Origin of the sequence: Allobosea caraganae, assembly GCF_003351345.1 — a bacterium.
GTDB classification, from domain to species: domain Bacteria; phylum Pseudomonadota; class Alphaproteobacteria; order Rhizobiales; family Beijerinckiaceae; genus Allobosea; species Allobosea caraganae.
Genome location: NZ_QQTO01000035.1, coordinates 85064 through 103360, shown reverse-complemented (window position 1 = coordinate 103360; position 18297 = coordinate 85064). Strand labels below are relative to the sequence as shown.

Annotated in this window: 15 protein-coding genes; 4 read left to right on the top strand and 11 right to left on the bottom strand. The window is 66.6% G+C overall.

Annotation, left to right across the window (positions count from 1 at the left end):
* Nucleotides 1-86: 86 nt before the first annotated feature.
* Complete coding sequence (locus DWF00_RS24415) at nt 87-1364, top strand: peptide ABC transporter permease (RefSeq protein WP_114830335.1); 1278 nt, start codon at nt 87-89, stop codon at nt 1362-1364.
* Between the two features lie 3 nt (nt 1365-1367).
* On the opposite strand, the gene DWF00_RS24410 is transcribed toward DWF00_RS24415, so the two are convergent.
* The 9 genes from DWF00_RS24410 to argE form a co-directional block, all read right to left on the bottom strand.
* Nucleotides 1368-2357 carry an ABC transporter ATP-binding protein gene (locus DWF00_RS24410; RefSeq protein ID WP_114830430.1) on the bottom strand — a complete coding sequence of 330 codons (990 nt, stop codon included), beginning with the start codon at nt 2355-2357 and terminating at the stop codon, nt 1368-1370.
* Nucleotides 2357-3358, bottom strand: coding sequence for an ABC transporter ATP-binding protein (locus tag DWF00_RS24405; protein WP_114830336.1), 1002 nt, complete (start codon nt 3356-3358; stop codon nt 2357-2359). The genes DWF00_RS24410 and DWF00_RS24405 overlap by 1 nt, the downstream gene beginning before the upstream one ends.
* 55 nt (nt 3359-3413) lie before the next feature.
* Entirely contained in the window at nt 3414-4361 is a 948-nt protein-coding gene (locus DWF00_RS24400) for an ABC transporter permease (RefSeq protein ID WP_114830337.1), read from the bottom strand.
* A gap of 7 nt (nt 4362-4368) precedes the next feature.
* Nucleotides 4369-5346, bottom strand: a complete 978-nt coding sequence (locus tag DWF00_RS24395; RefSeq protein ID WP_114830338.1) for an ABC transporter permease — start codon at nt 5344-5346, stop codon at nt 4369-4371.
* A gap of 71 nt (nt 5347-5417) precedes the next feature.
* Nucleotides 5418-7019: an ABC transporter substrate-binding protein gene (locus DWF00_RS24390; protein WP_114830339.1), complete on the bottom strand. Its 1602-nt coding sequence runs from the start codon at nt 7017-7019 to the stop codon at nt 5418-5420.
* A 136-nt stretch (nt 7020-7155) separates the two neighbouring features.
* Nucleotides 7156-8097 (bottom strand): ABC transporter permease, encoded by a 942-nt coding sequence (locus tag DWF00_RS24385; RefSeq protein ID WP_114830340.1) that lies wholly within the window; start codon nt 8095-8097, stop codon nt 7156-7158.
* A 238-nt stretch (nt 8098-8335) separates the two neighbouring features.
* Nucleotides 8336-9316, bottom strand: coding sequence for an ABC transporter permease (locus DWF00_RS24380; protein WP_114830341.1), 981 nt, complete (start codon nt 9314-9316; stop codon nt 8336-8338).
* Between the two features lie 169 nt (nt 9317-9485).
* Nucleotides 9486-11072: an ABC transporter substrate-binding protein gene (locus tag DWF00_RS24375; RefSeq protein WP_114830342.1), complete on the bottom strand. Its 1587-nt coding sequence runs from the start codon at nt 11070-11072 to the stop codon at nt 9486-9488.
* 341 nt (nt 11073-11413) lie between these two features.
* Nucleotides 11414-12565 carry an acetylornithine deacetylase gene (gene argE, locus DWF00_RS24370; RefSeq protein ID WP_114830343.1) on the bottom strand — a complete coding sequence of 384 codons (1152 nt, stop codon included), beginning with the start codon at nt 12563-12565 and terminating at the stop codon, nt 11414-11416.
* A gap of 197 nt (nt 12566-12762) precedes the next feature.
* Here argE and DWF00_RS24365 point away from each other — a divergent pair, with 197 nt between their 5' ends.
* Entirely contained in the window at nt 12763-13731 is a 969-nt protein-coding gene (locus DWF00_RS24365; RefSeq protein WP_114830344.1) for a threonine ammonia-lyase, read from the top strand.
* Between the two features lie 18 nt (nt 13732-13749).
* Here DWF00_RS24365 and DWF00_RS24360 read toward each other — a convergent pair whose 3' ends face one another.
* Both DWF00_RS24360 and DWF00_RS24355 read right to left on the bottom strand, forming a co-directional pair.
* Nucleotides 13750-14322: a hypothetical protein gene (locus tag DWF00_RS24360; protein ID WP_114830345.1), complete on the bottom strand. Its 573-nt coding sequence runs from the start codon at nt 14320-14322 to the stop codon at nt 13750-13752.
* A 102-nt stretch (nt 14323-14424) separates the two neighbouring features.
* A complete protein-coding gene (locus DWF00_RS24355; protein WP_114830346.1) occupies nt 14425-15375 on the bottom strand; it encodes a phosphoribosylaminoimidazolesuccinocarboxamide synthase in 951 nt (316 codons plus the stop codon).
* A gap of 178 nt (nt 15376-15553) precedes the next feature.
* Here DWF00_RS24355 and DWF00_RS24350 point away from each other — a divergent pair, with 178 nt between their 5' ends.
* Nucleotides 15554-16723 (top strand): GAF domain-containing sensor histidine kinase, encoded by a 1170-nt coding sequence (locus DWF00_RS24350; protein WP_114830347.1) that lies wholly within the window; start codon nt 15554-15556, stop codon nt 16721-16723.
* A 289-nt stretch (nt 16724-17012) separates the two neighbouring features.
* A complete protein-coding gene (locus tag DWF00_RS24345) occupies nt 17013-18188 on the top strand; it encodes a M20 aminoacylase family protein (RefSeq protein WP_114830431.1) in 1176 nt (391 codons plus the stop codon).
* The last annotated feature ends 109 nt before the right edge of the window (nt 18189-18297 follow it).

Here is an 18297-nt window from a genome sequence, read left to right as displayed (position 1 = left end):
AGTCCGGACGGCCCGCGCAAGCTATTGTGATCCGGGGCTGATCTCCGGCGTGTCGACCGGCGGCGGCCCGTGCCCGGTTGCCATTGATGATCCGCCGTAACGTCAACGCCCCGCTCGACCCCGCCACGGACGCAGCTTTGCTGCTGCGCCGCATCGGCTTCGCCACGCTCACGCTGGCGCTGCCGATGGCCTCGCTCGTGTCGCGCCGCGCCGCGGTGGTGCTGACGCCGATCGGCGTCGCGTTGCTGGTGATCTCCTCGCTGATCGAGGAGCGCAGCTGGTTCAGCCAGAAGCTGAAGGAATCCCTGCTGACCCGGCCGGGCATGATCCTGCTCGGCGTCGTCGCCTGGTCGGCGCTGTCGCTGACCTGGAGCCCCGACGCTTCGGCCGCAGCTGAGAAGGCCGGCAACCTGATGCTGGCGATCGCGCTCGGCTTCTGCGGCGCCGCCGCGCTGCCCGACCGGATGCGCGCCTCGAACCTCAACCTGATCGCGATCGGCACCGCGCTTGCCGGCCTCTTCGCGCTGGTGCTGTTCATGACGGGCTGGCTGCGCGAGAGCGATGCGGCTGTTGCGACCGGCAGCGTGGAGCGCGGCGTCAGCGTCGTGCTGATCACCTCATGGCCGGCGCTGGCCTGGCTGGTCTCGCGCAACCGCGGCCTGAGCGCGCTGGCGCTGGCGCTGGTGGTCGGTCTGCTCGCGCTCACCCGCTTCGAGACCGGCGAGGCGGTCGCAATGATCTGCGGCGCGGTCGCCTTCGGAGCGGTCTACGCCAATCGCGACGCCGCGGCGCCGGTCATCGCCGCGATCGTGGCCGGGCTCATGCTGTTCGCGCCGCTCCTGCCCTTCCTGCTGCTGCCGCTGGTCTCGATGCTGCCGAGCGACACCAGCGCCCTGCATCAGGCGCTGGGGATCTGGGCCGACCTCGTCGGCACCGAGCCGATCCGCTTCATCACCGGCCATGGCCTCGACACCGTGCTGAGCAGCCGGCTGAACGGCCTGCTGCCGCAGGCGACCCCGACGACCCTGCTGTTCGAAGCGTGGTACGAGCTCGGCATCGTCGGCGCGGCCGCCGCCTCGATCTGCCTCTACTTTGCGATCAAGGCGACGGTCTACATGCCCGGCGCGCTCGCGGCCGGCGTCGCAGCGGCCTATACGACCGGCTTCGCGCTGACCGCGCTCGGCTTCGCGACCTTGCAGCCCTGGTGGCTGATGACGCTGGTCGCAGTGGCGATGCTGTTCACCGCCGTCGCGCGCGGCCAGCACAAGACCGACCGGCCGCTGGCGCCGCTCTCGCCGAAATCGGCCACGACGCCGAGCCATACCCGGCCCAAGGCCGGCGGGCCGACGCCCGCCGGGAAGTAAGCGTCAGGCTGCGGCGCGGCCGACGTTCACCGCGTGGCAGGCGACGCCGTCGATCACCGGCGGGTTCTCGATGCGGCAGCGGTCGAAGACCAGCGGGCAGCGCGGGTGGAAGGTGCAGCCCGAAGGCGGGCTGATCGGGTTCGGAATCTCGCCCTTCACGCCCTCGCGCGCCTTGCCGACCATGGCGAGGTCGGGCACCGCATCGAGCAGCATCCTGGTGTAGGGGTGGCGCGGCGCCGAGAAGAGCTGCTTGCCCTCGGAGACCTCGACGAGGCGGCCGAGATACATCACGCCGATGCGCGTCGCCATGTGCCGGACGACGGCGAGATTGTGCGAGATGAACAGGTAGGTCAGCCCGAATTTCTGCTGCAGGTCGCGCATCAGGTTGAGAATCTGGGCCTGGACGGAGACGTCGAGCGCCGAGGTCGGCTCGTCGCAGACGATGAACTCGGCATTCGACGCAAGTGCGCGGGCGATCGCGATGCGCTGGCGCTGGCCGCCCGAGAACTCGTGCGGGAACTTCTTGCTGTCATCGGGATGCAGGCCGACGAGCGTCAGCAGCTCGCCGACGCGGCCGGTGATATCGGCCTCGCCCTGGACGATGTCGAAAGCGCGGATCGGCTCGGCGATGATGCGCCCGACGCGCCAGCGCGGGTTGAGGCTGGCATAGGGGTCCTGGAAGATCATCTGGATGCGCCGGCGCAGGCGCTGGCGCTCCTGGTGGACGTTGGCGTCGTTCATCGAGATGCCGGCGATCGAAACCGTGCCGCCCGAGGGCGGCAGCAGGCCAACGACCATGCGCGCCACGGTCGACTTGCCAGAGCCGGATTCGCCGACGAGCGCGAAGGTCTCGCCCTTGCGGATGTCGAAGGAGACGCCGTCGACCGCCTTGAGATATTGCCGCGGCGCGCTTTCGAGCACGCGGTTGAGCCAGGGCTTGGAAACGTCGAAGACGCGCTTCAGGTCGCGGACCTGGACGAATGGGGGCTCGATCACGCCGCGATCTCCGCGTTGGTCGGTAAGGCTTGGGGCTGGTCGTAGAGATGGCAGGCGACCTTGCGGTCGCCGACCTGGATCAGTTCGGGGCGCTCGACATGGCAGCGCGCGAAGACCTTCTCGCAGCGCGGATTGAAGGCGCAGCCCTTGGGAATGCTGGAGAGGCGCGGCATCGAGCCGGGAATCTGCACGAGACGGTCGATATCGCCTTCCAGCGAGGGGATCGCGCCCATCAGGCCCTTGGCATAGGGGTGAAGCGGCTCCTTGACCACCTCGCGCACCGGACCGATCTCCGCGATGCGGCCGGCATACATCACCGCGACGCGGTCGGCCGTCTCGGCGATCACGCCCATGTCGTGGGTGACGAGCATGACCGAGGTGCCGCGCTCCGAGCAGAGCCGCTTGATCAGCGCGATGATCTGCGCCTGCACGGAGACGTCGAGGGCGGTGGTCGGCTCGTCGGCGATGATGAATTCCGGCTCGGCGCAGAGCGCGAGCGCGATGACGACGCGCTGGCGCATGCCGCCGGAGAACTCGTGCGGATAGCCGTCGATGCGCCGCTCCGGGGCGGGAATGCCGACCTCGTCGAGCAGCGCGATGGCGCGCTTGCGGGCATCGGCCGCATTCAGGTCGGTATGGGTCTGGATCGTCTCGATCAGCTGCTCGCCAACGCGGTAGAGCGGGTTCAGGCTGGTCAGAGGGTCCTGGAAGATCATGCCGATGCGCTTGCCGCGGACCTTGCGCATCTGCTCGGGCGGCAGGTTGTCGACGCGCTCGCCGGAGAGCACGACCTCGCCGCCGGCGATGCGGCCGGGTGGATCGATCAGGCCGATGATGGCCGAACCGGTGACCGACTTGCCGGCGCCGGATTCGCCGACCACGCCGAGCACCTCGCCGCGGGCAATGTCGAAGGAGATCTTGTCGAGCGCGCGCAAGGTGCCGCGCCGCGTCACGAATTCGACCGTCAGGTCGCGGACGGAAAGAACGGGGACGGTCATCTTGTCTCCATGGACGCGGAACTTTGGGACGCGGAACAGTGCAAAATCACGTAACTCACCTCAGCTTCGGATTGAGCGCGTCGCGCAGCCAATCGCCGAACAGGTTGATCGAGAGGGCAAGCAGGATCAGGACCAAGCTCGGGAAGAGCAGGATCCACCATTCGCCCGAGAACAGGTATTGCTGGCCGAAGCGGATCAGCGTGCCCAGCGACGGCTGGGTCGGCGGCATGCCGACGCCGAGGAAGGAGAGCGTCGCCTCCTCGATCACGGCGAGCGCCAGGTTGATCGTGGCGATGACCAGCACGGGGCCGGCGACGTTGGGCAGGACGTGCTTGAGCATGACCGGCCAGGCCTTGAGCCCGATCAGCCGGGCGGCGTCGACATAGACCTTGTTCTTCTCGATGAGCGTCGAGCCGCGCACGGTGCGGGCATATTGCGCCCAGTTCGACAGGCCGATGGCGATGACGAGCACGAGCAGGGTCATCCGCTCCTGCAGGGCCGGCGGGATCAGCCCGCGCGCCACGCCGAAGACCAGCAGCGCCACCAGGATCGCCGGGAAGGAGAGCTGGACGTCGGCGACGCGCATGATCAGCGCCTCGGTGCGGCCGCCGACATAGCCGGCAACGAGGCCAAGGCCGACGCCGAGCACGAGCGAGAACAGCACCGAGGCCGCGCCGACGATCAGCGAGACGCGCGAGCCGTACAGGATGGCCGAGAAGATGTCGCGGCCCTGCGCGTCCGAGCCGAGCCAGAAGACCTTGCCGGTGATCTCGTTGGGCTCCATCGGCTTGGAGAAGCCGTCGGAGAGATCGAGCGAGGCGGGATCGAACGGATCGTAGGGCGCGATCAGCGGGGCGGCGACGGCGGCCAGCACGAGCAGCAGCGCCATCACGGTCGCGACGACGGTGACCGGCGAGGAGCGGAAGGAATAGGCGAGGTCGGAATCCCAGAGCTGCGCGAGGCGGCCGGGTTTTCGCGGGGCGTTGAGCGGTTCGCTGGTCATCGCCGCCTCACTTCGCCATGGCCTGGACCCGCAGGCGCGGATCGAGTGCGACATAGACGAGATCGACGATCAGCGAGGTCAGCACGAAGACGAAGGCGACGAAGAGCAGATAGGCCGACATCACCGGCACGTCGACGAACTGCACCGCGTTGACGAAGAGCGCGCCCAGGCCCGGCCATTGGAACACCGTCTCGGTGACGATGGCGAAGGCGATGACGCCGCCGAGCTGGAGGCCGGCAATGGTGATGACCGGGATCATGGTGTTGCGCAGCGCGTGGCGGAACTCGATCCGGCGCTCGGGGATGCCGCGGGCGCGGGCGAAGCGGATGAAATCGGCCCGCATCACCTCGAGCATCTCGGAGCGGACGAGGCGCATGATCAAGGTGAGCTGGAGGAAGCCGAGCGTCAGCACCGGCATGACCAGCGACTTCAACCCGCTCACGGTGAAGAGCCCAGTCGACCACCAGCCGATATGGGTGACGTCGCCGCGCCCGAACGAGGGCAGCCAGCGCAGCTCGACGGCGAAGATGTAGATCAGCCCGATGCCGATCAGGAAGGTCGGCAGGCTGACGCCGATCAGCGAGAGCGACATGACGAGGTTGGCGATCCAGCCGTCGCGCCGGATCGCGGCGTAGACGCCAAGCGCGATGCCCACGACGAAGGCGAAGATGGCCGAGAGCAGCGCGAGCTCGACCGTCGCCGGCAGGCGCTCCATGATCAGCGCGGAGACCTTGCGGCCCTGGCGGTAGGAGATGCCGAAATCGCCGGTCGCGGCATCGGCGACGAAGCGGGCGAATTGCAGCGGCACCGGGTCGTTGAGGCCGAGGCGCTGCGTCAGCTCGGCGCGATCCTGCAAGGTCGCCTCCTGGCCGAGCATGTTGACGACCGGATCGCCGACGAACCGGAACATCGAGAAGGCGATGAAGGCGACGGCGAGCATCACCACCAGCCCCTGCATCAATGAGCGCAGGATATAGGCGAGCATCGCTTGTCCTTGCCCCTTTCAAACGCACCGGGCCGCGCCGGAGACGCGGCCCGATCGAACTCCGCGACGGGCTACGAGCCCTTGAACGACACCATCTTCAGCTTCGGGTTGTTCGCCACGTCGACGGGAATATCGAGCGTGGAGTTCATGCCGTAGCTGAGCGACTGGTGGTGGATCGGCAGGTAGATCGTCTCGTCCTTCAGCTTGGTCCACAGGCTGGCGATGGTCGCATTGCGCTTGGTCAGGTCGACCTCGCGCGAGAGCGACTGGATCATGCCGTCGACGTCCTTGTCGGAGTAGCCGGTGGCGTTCCAGCTGCCCTGCGAGCCGGTCCGCGTGTGGTACATGTAGGAGAAGATGTAGTCGCTGTCGTAGGTCGGCACACCCCAGCCGACGAGGTAGAACTCGGTCTCGGCCGGGTTCTTCTGGATCAGGTTGAAGTGGATCGACTTCGACTGCGAGACTAGGTTCACCTTGACGCCGATCTGGCCGAACATGCCGACCGCGGCCTGGCAGATGCCCTCGTCATTGACGTAGCGGTCGTTCGAGCAGTGCAGCGTGGTCGAGAAGCCGTTCGGATAGCCGGCCTCCGCGAGCAGCGACTTCGCCTTGGCGACGTCGGTCGCGGGCGCGGCGTCGAGCTCCTTGGTCCAGCCGTTGACGAAGGGCGGCATGATGATGCCGGTCGGCACCGATTCACCGCGCATGACGACGCGCTGGATGGCCGGGCGGTTGATCGCCATGTTCAGCGCCTGGCGGACCCGCTTGTCGGCGAAGGGGTTCTTGCCCTGGACGTCGTCGCCCTTGAGGTCGGCGGAGGCGACGTCCATGCCGAAGAAGATGGTGCGGTTCTCGGGGCCGGAGGTGACGCGCACCTTGGGCTGGTTCTTCAGCCGGGCGATGTCCTGCACCGGCACGTCCTGGACGAAGTCGACCTCACCGGAGAGCAGAGCCGCGATGCGGGTCGCGTCCTGCTTGATCGGCACGAGCGTGAGCTCGGTGATCTCGAGCGGCACCTTGGCCTTGTTCCAGTAGGCGTCGTTGCGCTTCATCACCGTCTTCACGTCGGCCTCGCGCGAGACCAGGACGAAGGGCCCGGTGCCGTTGGCGTTGCGGACGGCGAAGTTCTCTTCCTTGTTCTTGAAGTCCTGCGCCTTCACGGCGTTGTTCTTCTCCGCCCAGGCCTTGCTCATGATGCGGATCGAGGAGGTGTTGTTGACCAGCAGCGGGTTCGGCCCCTTGGTCTTGATCCTCACCGTCAGGTCGTCGACCTTGCTGACCTTCTCGATCGAGGTCAGGTAGCCCTTGAAGTCCGAGGTCGGCTGCATGGCGCGCTCATAGGAGAACACCACGTCGTCGGCGGTGAAGGGCGCGCCGTCATGGAACTTGACGCCGTCCTGCAGCTTGAACTCCCAGGTGGTCGGATCGTCCGGCAGCACGCGCCAGGAGGTGGCGAGCAGCGGGCCGAGCTTGCCGGCATGGTCGCGCTCGGTCAGGCTCTCGTACATGTGCTGGTTGAGCGAGGTGGTCGGGCCCTCGTTCTGGCCGTGCGGGTCGATCGTCAGGGCATCGCCTGCGGCAGCCCATTTCAGCGGGCGGGCTTCGGCTACGCCCAGAGCCAGCGCCGATACTCCGATCAGCGCCGCGGCGAGCGCGAGAAAACGCGGTTTCATAGAAACATGCCTCCCCAAAAGCGGCCCGCGATCGGGCCGGCGAAGCTGCGAATGTTAGGCGCAGCCTGCGCTTGAGTCACGGGTCCAATGCGCGCGGAGCGCATGGCAAAAGGGCGAATTGCGTAATCCGCAGGCACTATCTCAGCCGCGGATTCAAGGCGTCGCGCAGCCAGTCGCCGAGCAGGTTCACCGCCAGGACGAGGATGGCCAAGGTCACGCCCGGGAAGGTGACGATCCACCAGTCGCCCGAGAAGAGATAGCGGTTGCCGATCGAGATCAGCGTTCCCAGCGAGGGCTGGGTCGGCGGCAGGCCGACGCCGAGGAAGGAGAGCGTCGCCTCGGTGATCACCGCCAGCGCCAGGTTGATCGTCAGGATGACCAGCACCGGGCCGATGACATTGGGCAGGACGTGGCGCAGCATGATCAGCGGCGCCGGCAGGCCGACGAGCCGGGCGGCGTGGACATAGTCCTTGTTGCGCTCGATCAGGGTCGAGCCGCGGATGGTGCGGGCATACTGCACCCAGAAGCTCAGGCCGATCGAGATCACCAGCACGTAGAGCGCGGTGTCCTCGCGCGAGGCGTGCTGGAAGATGCCGCGCACGACGCCGTCGATCAAAAGCGCGATCAGGATGGCCGGGAAGGTGAGTTGGACGTCGGCGATGCGCATGATCAGCGCGTCGACCCGGCCGCCGAGATAGCCGGCGAGCAGGCCGAGCGTGATGCCGATCGTCGCCGCCAGCAGCACGCCGAGGCCGCCGATGACGAGCGAGACGCGCAGGCCGTAGAGGATCGCCGAATAGAGGTCGCGGCCCTGGTCGTCGGTGCCGAAGATGAAGCGGGGATCGCCGCCATCCTGCCAGGCCGGCGGAATGTTGGCATCGGCCAGGAAGACCGAAGCCGGATCGAACGGGTTGGTCGGCGCGATCCAGGGCGAGAAGGCGGCGCCGATGAAGAGCAGCAGCACGATCAGCGCGGCGACCATCGTCACCTTCGAGCGCAGGAAGCTCGCGAGGATGTCGCTGTCGAGGATACGGGCCCAGAGCGAGGGCACTTTTTTCGGCGGAATGGGCATGGTCATGGCGTTCCACCACAAGAAACCAGGAAGCGCGGCGCATGGTCCGGGCGCCGGGCGGAAGCCCTCCCCCCGCTTGCGGTGGGGAGGGTTTGGGTGGGGGGCAGCGCCGCCGGGTGCGACGAGAGAGGATAGAGTTCCTGCTTTCCGTCCCCCCATCCCAACCTTCCCCACCGCAAGCGGGGGGAAGGAGCAGGGAACCGCCGTCCAGGGGAGATATCGAGAGTGCTCATGGCTCGCCTTCTCAATGGGCGCCGATGGTCGCGCGCAGGCGCGGATCGACGGCGGCGTAGAGCAGGTCGACGATCAGGTTGATGCTGACGAACAGGAACGAGATCAGCATCAGGTAGGCGGCCATGATCGGGATATCGATCTGCTGCACCGCCTTCAGGAAGAGCAGGCCCATGCCCGGCCACTGGAACACCGTCTCGGTGATGATGGCGAAGGCGATGATCGAGCCGAGCTGCAGGCCGGCGATGGTGATGACCGGCACGAGCGTGTTCTTCAGCGCGTGGCCGAAATGGACGGCGCGGGTCTTGAGGCCGCGGGCGCGGGCGAACTTGATGTAGTCGGTGCGCAGCACCTCGAGCATCTCGGCCCGGACGAGGCGCATGATCAGCGTCATCTGGAACAGGCCGAGCGTGATCGAGGGCAGGATCAGCGCCTTCCAGCCCGAGCCGGTGAGCAGCCCGGTCGTCCACCACGAGCCGATCTTGACGACGTCGCCGCGCCCGAACGAGGGCAGCCAACCGAGCGTGACCGAGAACAGGTAGATCAGCAGGATGCCGATCAGGAAGGTCGGCAGGCTGATGCCGACCAGCGACACGGCCTGGAATATCTTGGCGAGCCAGCTATCGCGGCGCAAAGCCGTGTAGACGCCCATCGGGATGCCGACCGCAAGCGAGAACAGGGCCGACATGAAGGCGAGCTCGAGCGTCGCGGGAGCCCGCTCGCCGAGCAGCGAGATCACCGGCAGGCGGAACTGGTAGGAGACGCCGAATTCGAGCCGGGCGGCGTTGTAGATGTAGCGGAGGAACTGGACCACGACCGGATCGTCGAGGCCGAGCGAGCGCCTGATCTCGGCGACTTGCGCTGCCGGCGTGTCGAGGCTGACGAGCTGGTTCACCGGATCGCCGACGAAGCGGAACATCGTGAAGGCGATGAGCGCCACCGCCAGCATGACGAGGAGCGACTGGAAGAGCCGACGCAGGATGAAAGCGAGCATGGCCGCCTTGTGTTCGATAAAAGCCGGGCGGTCGCCGGCAGCAACTTCGGAACAATGACTTCAGCCCTCATGCCGAAACGTCAGCCCGTCAGGAGCGACGTCGCGGAGGATGAAGGCCGGGCAGTCGTGGACGAAGGGAGGCGCGGGCTTGCCCCGCGCCTCCCTCACATCACTCCTTGGTGGCGTAGTAGAACAGCACCGAGTTGTCGGCGCGCTGGGCCAGCTTGACCTTCTTCGACACACCCCAGGCCAAAGCCTGCTGGTGCAGCGGGATGTAGCCGATCTCGTCGGTCGAGATCTTGTACGCTTCCTTGATCATCTCGTTGCGCTTGGCGGTGTCGGACTCGACCAGGATCTTGTCGGTCAGCGCGTCCACCGCCTTGCTGCAGTAGCCGCCGAGGTTGGTCTCGCCGCGCGAGGAGTTCGGGTTGTCGCGGCAGCCGATGATGTCGTTGAGGACGTTATGGCTGTCGAAGGTGCCGGGCGTCCAGCCGAGCAGGAAGAACGAGGTCTTGTAGCCGCCGGACTTCAGCACCTTGGCGAAGTACTGGCCCTTGGGCTGGGCGTTCAGGTTGATCTTGACGCCGACGCGCGCGAGCATGCCGACGATGGCCTGGCAGATCTGGCCGTCATTGACGTAGCGGTCGTTCGGGCAGTCCATGCCGACCTCGAAGCCGCTCGGATAGCCGGCCTCGGCGAGGAGCTTCTTGGAGGCCTCGACGTCGAACTTCGGCCGGGTGAAGCCGGCATGCGAGAAGAGCTCCGGCGCGATCATCAGCGCCGACGGCGTCGAGAGGCCGCGCATGACGCGGGACTTGATCGTCTCGATGTCGATCGCCTGGTAGAAGGCTTGGCGGACGCGGATGTCCTTGAAGGGGTTCTTGCCCTTGACGTTCGATTCGAGCAGCTCGTCGCGGATCTGGTCCATGCCGAGGTAGATGGTGCGCAGTTCGGGACCGGTCAGGACCTGGGCGTTGCCCGAGGCGTTGACGCGCTGGATGTCCTGCACCGGAACCGGCTCGATGACGTCGACCTCGCCGGAGAGCAGGGCTGCAACACGCGTCGCGTCGGAGGAGATCGGCGTGAAGATGATCTCCTTGAGGTTGCTCTCGATCGGCTTCCAGTAGTTCTCGTTGCGCTTGAAGACGGTCTTCACGCCTGGCTGGTGGCTCTCGATCTTGAACGGGCCGGTGCCGTTGGCGTTGAGCGAGGCGAAGCTCGGCGTCGTCGCGGCGGCAGGCGTCGGGGCGACGGCGTTGTTCGCCTCCGCCCACTTCTTCGACATGATATACCAGGTGTCCCACTGGGCGTTCAGGATCGGGTTCGGCGAGGTCAGGATGACGTCGACCGTGTAGTCGTCGACCTTGACGAACTTGGAGTCGGTCGGAACGCGCGTGGTGAAGTTCGAGCCGGGAGCGCGGACGCGCTCGGACGAGAAGATCACGTCGTCGGCGGTGAAGTCCTCGCCGCCCTGGAACTTGACGCCCTTGCGCAGGTACAGGCGCCATTTCAGGCCGTCCGGCGAGATCTCCCACTTCTCGGCGAGGGCGGGCTCGATCTTGAGATCCTTGCCGCGCGCCGTCAGGCCCTCGTAGGGGTGGCCGAGATGGGCGTTGGTGGTGGTTTCATTGACGGTATAGGGGTCGAGCGACTTGAGCTCGCCCTGGTTGGCATAGCGCAGGGTCTGCGCCTGTGCAGCCCCGCACATGAGAGCCAAAACCGCCGCGGCGGCAAGGCAGGTCGACCTGAATGACATGATGGAATGCTCCCAATCGGTTCTACACCCACTCCTCCCGGGAGCGGTCGACCAGGGCGTGCGTTGGCCCCGGGTCAAGGCGGCAGATTAATGACGCTTTTCTGGTATACGTCCAGCCTGCGCGCCTTATTTTGTTCCAGATTGAACTTTCTTGCGGGCGCAAGTTGTAGTGCACACGATCATGCGAACAGCTTCACGCAAGTGTCGCATGCCGTTGCCAGACGGCCCCGTTCGGCCGGCCATAGAGCTGGAGCATGACGTGGTCCGAAAACCGGTTCCCGCTATTCGCTAGTGCGGACCTTCGGTTCGGCATCATGCCCTGGCGACCGGCCGATACAGGATCAGCGTGACAGTTCGGCAATCACGCCACGAACAAATTTCGTGCCAGCGTCGAGCTGCTCGATGGTGATGAACTCGTCGGGCTGGTGCGCCTGGGCGATGTCGCCGGGGCCGCAGACCACGGTCGACCAGCCGGCCGCCTGGAACAGGCCGCCCTCGGTGCCGTAGGCCACGACATGGCTGCCATTGTCGCCGGTCAGGCGGCGCGAGAGCGCCTCGGCCTCGCCCTGCGCCTCCGGGCCGAGCGGCGGCGTGAAGGAGGTGATCTCCATGGTAATGCCTGTTTCCGGGGCAATCGCCTTCATCTTGGCGTCGAGCTCGGCGATGCGGGCGCGGTAGCGCTCGACATAGGCCGCGTCCTTGTCGCCGGGAATCACGCGGACCTCATGGCTGAACGAGCAATGCTCGGCGGTGATGTTGACCGCCGTGCCACCCTGGACGACGCCGACATGCAAGGTCGTGTAGGGCGGCTCGAAGCCGTTATCGTTCGGCGTGCGGGCCTTGTTCTCCTCCATCACCTCGCTGTGCCAGGCGATGAGCTGGCCGGCGATCATGACGGCGGGCACGCCGATATCGACGCGGCTGGAATGCACGGCATGGCCGCGCACGGTGGTCTTCATGCGGGTGCCGCCCTTATGGCCGGTGACGACCTGCATCATCGAGGGCTCGCCGACGATCACGGCGGAGGGCTGCAGGCCCGCCTTGACCATGGCGTCGATCATGACGCGCGCGCCGAAGCAGCCGACCTCCTCGTCATAGGAGAGCGCGATATGGACCGGGCGCTTCAGCGGCGCCTTCAGCATCTCCGGCACGAGGGCGAGCGCGATGGCGTCGAAACCCTTCATGTCGCAGGCGCCGCGGCCATAGAGCTTGCCGTCGCGCTCGGTCAGGGTCCAGGGGTCCGACGTCCAGTCCTGGCCCGCCACAGGCACCACGTCGGTATGGCCGGAGAGCACGACGCCGCCGGGGAGTTTGGGGCCGATCGTGGCGTAGAGATTGGCCTTGATGCCGTCCGGGCTCGGCACGATCGTGCTCTCGACGCCGTGGCTGGCGAGGTAGTCGCGGCACCAGTGGATCAGGTCGAGATTGCTGCGCTGCGACTCGGTGTTGAACGAAACCAGCTTCGCCAGCATGTCCTTGGGGGTGAGATTCACGAGGTCGGTTCTCCAGAAAAGCCGGGTTGCAGGCAGGTTTCGTGCCGGCACGCTACGCAACTCGTGGACAGCGTCAATCACCTCAAGCCGCTTGACCGGGCTGCGCTGGGCGCGTTGATGTGCCGCTGCGCGATCATGCAGCCGGCCTCGGCCCGGTCCAAGAAAACCGGTCAGAAGCAAGAGAGAAGCCCAGCCCGATGAATTTCGACGTCACCCTCGCCGATATCCAGGCCGCCGCCGCCCGCATCTCCGGCAAGGTCAGGCGCACGCCGACCTTCCACAGCGCCGGCCTCTCGGCCCGGCTCGGCGTCGAGACGGTGGTGAAGGTCGAGAGCCTGCAGCTTGCCGGCTCGTTCAAGGTGCGCGGCTGCTTCAACAAGCTGATGTCGCTGAGCGAGGACGAGTTGAAGCGCGGCATCGTTACCGTCTCCGGCGGCAACCACGCCATCGCCGTCTCGATGGTCGCGACCGCGATGGGCGCCAAGGCGCTGGTGCTGATGCCGAAGAACGTCGCCCCGTTCAACATCGAGCTGACCAAGCAGATGGGCGGCGAGGTCGAGCTCTGCGAAGACGCCATCGCCGCCTTCGCCAAGGCCGACGACTACGCCGCCACGGGCATGACCAACGTCCATTCCTACGACGACCCGGCGATCATCGCCGGCCATGGCTCGCTCGGGCTCGAACTCGCCAGTGACGCGAGCGGCCGGCTCGACCATGTCTTCATCTCGATCGGCGGCGGCGGCTTCGCGGCCGGCGTCGGCGCGGCGCTCAAGGGGCTCGACCCGGCCGTGCGCATCCACGGCGTCGAGACCGAGGGCGCGACCACGATGACCCAGGCGCTCGAAGCCGGGAAGCCGGTGCCGATCCGCCCGACCTCGATCGCGCGCGCACTCGGCGCCCCGTTCGCGACCGAGCGGACGATGGCGGCGGCGCGCCAATTCCTCGAGGACATCATCGTGGTGCCGGATGCCGACGCCGTGCGCGAGATCGTCTGGGTGCTGCAGAACGGCCGCGTACTGCTCGAACCGGCCGCGGCCTGCGTCGTCGCGGCGGCGATTTCGCGCAAGGACATGTTCAAGCCGGGCGAGCGCGTCGGCCTGGTGCTCTGCGGCTCCAACGTCTCGCTCGATGATCTGGCGACGTGGCGGACGCAGTACGGCGTCTGAGCCCACCAAACCCGTTCGCTACGGCCCGACCACCGTCCCGCGCGCCCGGCCTTGTGTCACGCGGCAGGAGCAGCCCGTGCCGATCTGCGCCGGGTCGATCAGGGCGCAGGTGCGCACCGGCGTCGCGCAATAGCCGCCAGCCTCCGCAGATGCCGGAGCCGCGTAGAGCGGCGGGCGGTAGTAATAGGGGTAATAGGGCGCGTCGTAGTAGCCGTAATAGGGAGCGCCCGCGGCCAGCGCCGTGCCGGCGAACAGGCCGGCCGCGCCCCAGTCCCAATTATTATAGTAGCCACGGCGCCCGTAATAGGCGGGTCGTCCGAAATAGGCGCCGCGATAGCCGTAGCCGCCGCGATAGAAGCCGGGGCGATAGCCGAAGCCTCCGGGCCTGAAACCACCGCGGTAGCCGCCGAATCCCGGACGGACGAAGCCCCGGTTGCCGAAGCCGAAGCCTCCGGCGCGGATGCCGCCGCCATAGAACCCTCCGGCGTGGAAACCACCGCCACCGCCAAAGCGCCGTTGTGCGGACGCGTCGGTCGCGGCGAAGGTCAACAGGGGCAGAAGAGAAGCGGCGAGAACGATCAGGCGGCGCATGGCGGCCTCCCACTCAAGACAACTAGCGGGAGAGTAACACGCCGACCGGCCGAGCGTTCCCTCACAAGAGGTTGAACGGCCCTGCAAAGTGACGCAGCAACCTCAGAAGTACCGCGCCAGGTTCTTCCTGATCCGCTCCTGCGGATCTTCACCGGCCGGCGGCGGCTCGAACGTGCCGCCGGTGACGGCCTCGAAGGCCTTGATGTAGACGTCCGAGGTCTGCCGGATCAGCTCCGCCGGTATCTCCGGGATGTCTTCCTTGTAGGGGTCGCAGCGCGCCGCGACCCAGTTGCGGACGAAGTCCTTGTCGAAGCTCTCGGGCTTCTCGCCCCTGGCGAAGCGCTCGGGATAGCTTTCGGCGAACCAGTAGCGGCTGCTGTCGGGCGTGTGGATCTCGTCCGCGAGGATGATCTTGCCGTCCGCATCCGTGCCGAACTCGTATTTGGTGTCGGCGAGGATGAGGCCCCGCTCGCGCGCCAGCTCTTGGCCGCGGGCGAAGAGCTTGAGCGCATAGCCCGACACCGCCTCCCATTGCGCGCTGGTCAGCAGCCCCTGCGCCAGGATGCCGGACGCCGTCAGCGGCTCGTCATGGCCGCCGTCGAAGGCCTTGCTGGTCGGGGTGATGATCGCCTCGGGAAGCGCCTCGTTGTCGCGGAGACCATCGGGGAAGCGGGCGCCGTACATCTCGCGCGCGCCCTTCTTGTACATGGTCAGGATTGAGGTGCTGGTCGTGCCGGCGAGATAGCCGCGCACCACGATCTCGACCGGCAGGATGGTGAGCAGCCGCCCGACCACGACATTCGGATCAGGGTATTCGAGCACGTGGTTCGGGCAGATGTCGGCCGTGTGCTCGAACCAGAACCGGGCGGTCTGCGTCAGCACCTGGCCCTTCAGCGGGATGCAGGCAATGGCGCGGTCGAAGGCGCTGAGCCGGTCGGTCGAGATCAGGATGCGGCGCCCGCCCGGCAGGTCGTAGTTCTCCCGGACCTTGCCGCGGTAGTAGTTCGGTAGTTCGGGGATGACGACTTCGGAGATAGCCTGGAATTCGGGCATGGAGCGTCACTTCGTTGCAGCGAGAATCGGGCGCGCAGCGTCTGCCTCCGCGCGTCGCTCCTCTTAGCCGAGAGAAGGGACGCGCACCATTACGCGGCCCAACCTAGCTTTTGACAACGACGGCGGCTAGAAAATGTGACGTTGCTGGAGGCTCCCAGCGAGCGGGCCGGAGCCGTGAATGACCGATCTCCCAGCCGATATTGCGGCCATTGCCCGGATCGACGCCGTTCCAACCATACTCGAGGTCGTCTGCCGCACGACGGGCATGGGCTTTGCGGCGGTGGCGCGGGTCACCGAGGACCGCTGGGTCGCCTGCGGCGTGCGCGACGAGATTGCGTTCGGGCTCGAGCCCGGCGGCGAGCTGCAGATCGAGACCACGATCTGCAACGAGATCCGCGACAGCCGCCAGGCGGTGATCATCGACAACGTCGCCGCCGATCCGACCTTCTGCCAACACCACACCCCCGCGCGATACGGCTTCCAAAGCTATATCTCGATGCCGATCGTGCTGGCGGATGGCAGCTTTTTCGGGACGCTCTGCGCCATCGATCCGACGCCGCACAAGCTGAACACCCCGGCGACGATCGGCATGTTCAAGCTGTTCGCGGAACTCATCGCGTTTCATCTCGATGCCCATCGGAGGATATCGGCCAGCGAGGTCAGCCTTGCGAGCGAGCGCCACACGGCCGAGTTGCGGGAGCAGTTCATCGCCGTGCTCGGGCACGATCTGCGCAACCCGCTGGCCTCGATCGAGGCCGGAGCGCGCCTCGCCATCCGCACCGGGGTCAACGACAAGGCAAGGTCCATCCTCGAGCTGATGCAGAAATCGGCCTGGCGCATGTCGGCCCTGATCAACGACGTGCTCGACCTCGCGCGCGGCCGGATGGGCGGCGGGCTGATCGTCGAGCGAACGGCAACCGAAGAGCTGACGCCGGCGCTACGGCAGGTCGTCGAGGAGCTGCGCTCGGCACATCCGGAACGGTCGATCGAAGCCGACCTGCAAGTCTCCGGGCGGGTGCGATGCGATATCGGGCGGATTGGCCAGCTCCTGTCCAATCTCCTCGGCAATGCCTTGATGCATGGCGATGCGGCGACACCGGTGCGGGTGCGTGCGGAGACATTGCCCGGCACTTTCGTGCTCGAAGTCTCGAACGCGGGACCGCCCATCCCGCCGGAAGTCGCCTCCGAGCTGTTCAAGCCGTTCGTGCGCGCCTCGGCCAAGCCGGACCATGCCGGGCTGGGCCTCGGGCTCTACATCTCTTCCGAGATCGCCAAAGCTCACGCGGGCACGCTCGATGTCTCCTCAGTGGACGGAGTGACGAGCTTCGTCTTCAAGATGCCGATCTAGATTGCCGTGCGTCCTATCGGACGCAGAGTGGCGATCTAGACCTTTGTTATTGCATCGGATCTTTCCGAAAACCGGATTCCACTTTTCGGTCCGATGCTCTAGGACCCGCGGCTTGCGGCCGGGCGGCTGCCGCGCATGCGCTTCGCGCGCGAAGGATTTCATTCGCCATTCGCCTCGTTCCCACCCCTCATGCCGCAACAGGCTTGGACAGAGGCAGGCGCCCCGCGCTAGCTTGGCTGTCTGACAACCCGCTTTCTGCGAAGTCACCCCAGACCTGTCCGAGGACATGATGCCTAAATCCGAACTCATTGCCGCGCTGGCACCGGAGATCTCCGCGATCCGTCGCGACTTCCACCGCAACCCCGAGCTGCTCTTCGACGTGCAGCGGACGGCCGGCATCGTCGCCGACAAGCTGAAGGCGTGGGGCGTCGACGAGGTCGTGACCGGGATCGGCCGCACCGGCGTGGTCGGCGTGATCAAGGGCAAGAACCAGAATTCGGGCAAGGTCATCGGCCTGCGCGCCGACATGGACGCGCTGCCGATCCATGAGGAGACCAATCTCGAGCATCGCTCGACCGTACCCGGCAAGATGCATGCCTGCGGCCATGACGGGCACACCGCCATGCTGCTCGGCGCCGCGAAGTACCTGGCCGAGACTCGCGATTTCGACGGCACCGCGATCGTGATCTTCCAGCCTGCCGAAGAGGGCGGCGCCGGCGGCAAGGAGATGTGCAAGGACGGGCTGATGGAGCGCTTCGGCGTGCAGGAGATCTACGGCCTGCACAACATGCCCGGCCTGCCGGTCGGCAAGTTCGCCATCCGCAAGGGGCCGATGATGGCGGCCGCCGACCGCTTCCTGATCAAGATCGAGGGCCGCGGCGGCCATGCCGCCAAGCCGAACGAGACGAACGACCCGCTGATCGCCTCCTGCCACCTCGTCACGGCGCTGCAGACGATCGTCTCGCGCAATGCCGACCCGCTCGAATCCCTCGTCGTCTCGGTGACGCAGATCAAGGCGGGCGACACGTTCAACGTCATCCCGCAGCATGTCGAGATCAAGGGCACGGTGCGGACGCTCTCGCCGGAGATGCGCGACCTCGCCGAGAAGCGCTTCCGCGAGATCGTCGCCGGCTTCGCGCTGTCGTTCAACCTGCTCTGCGACCTCGCCTATGACCGCGGCTACCCGGTGACCTTCAACCATGCCGGCCAGACCGACTTCGTCACCAGCGCGGCGAAGAACGTCTTCGGCAAGGACGCGATCGACACCGAGATCCCGCCGACCATGGGCTCGGAGGACTTCTCCTACATGCTGGAGGAGCGCCCCGGCGCCTATATCTTCATGGGCAACGGCGATTCCGCCGGCCTGCACCACCCGGCCTACGAGTTCGACGACAAGGCGATCCCGGTCGGCGTGACCTATTGGGCGAGCCTGGTCGAGATCGCCATGCCGCAGCGGGCTGGTTAAAGGATGCAGGGGCGCGCGCTTCCTTCTCCCCTCGGGGGAGAAGGTGGCTCGGCGAAGCCGAGACGGATGAGGGAAGTGTCGCTGAATCCTATGGTTGCTATGGCCGTCC

Bases quoted from the DNA above. Each gene is read 5' to 3' on its own strand.
- DWF00_RS24400 (WP_114830337.1), bottom strand. From the start codon at position 4,361: ATGACCAGCGAACCGCTCAACGCCCCGCGAAAACCCGGCCGCCTCGCG.
- DWF00_RS24355 (WP_114830346.1), bottom strand. From the start codon at position 15,375: ATGCCCGAATTCCAGGCTATCTCCGAAGTCGTCATCCCCGAACTACCG.
- DWF00_RS24365 (WP_114830344.1), top strand. From the start codon at position 12,763: ATGAATTTCGACGTCACCCTCGCCGATATCCAGGCCGCCGCCGCCCGC.
- DWF00_RS24395 (WP_114830338.1), bottom strand. From the start codon at position 5,346: ATGCTCGCCTATATCCTGCGCTCATTGATGCAGGGGCTGGTGGTGATG.
- DWF00_RS24345 (WP_114830431.1), top strand. From the start codon at position 17,013: ATGCCTAAATCCGAACTCATTGCCGCGCTGGCACCGGAGATCTCCGCG.
- DWF00_RS24360 (WP_114830345.1), bottom strand. From the start codon at position 14,322: ATGCGCCGCCTGATCGTTCTCGCCGCTTCTCTTCTGCCCCTGTTGACC.
- DWF00_RS24380 (WP_114830341.1), bottom strand. From the start codon at position 9,316: ATGCTCGCTTTCATCCTGCGTCGGCTCTTCCAGTCGCTCCTCGTCATG.
- DWF00_RS24375 (WP_114830342.1), bottom strand. From the start codon at position 11,072: ATGTCATTCAGGTCGACCTGCCTTGCCGCCGCGGCGGTTTTGGCTCTC.
- DWF00_RS24385 (WP_114830340.1), bottom strand. From the start codon at position 8,097: ATGACCATGCCCATTCCGCCGAAAAAAGTGCCCTCGCTCTGGGCCCGT.
- DWF00_RS24390 (WP_114830339.1), bottom strand. From the start codon at position 7,019: ATGAAACCGCGTTTTCTCGCGCTCGCCGCGGCGCTGATCGGAGTATCG.
- DWF00_RS24350 (WP_114830347.1), top strand. From the start codon at position 15,554: ATGACCGATCTCCCAGCCGATATTGCGGCCATTGCCCGGATCGACGCC.
- DWF00_RS24405 (WP_114830336.1), bottom strand. From the start codon at position 3,358: ATGACCGTCCCCGTTCTTTCCGTCCGCGACCTGACGGTCGAATTCGTG.
- DWF00_RS24415 (WP_114830335.1), top strand. From the start codon at position 87: ATGATCCGCCGTAACGTCAACGCCCCGCTCGACCCCGCCACGGACGCA.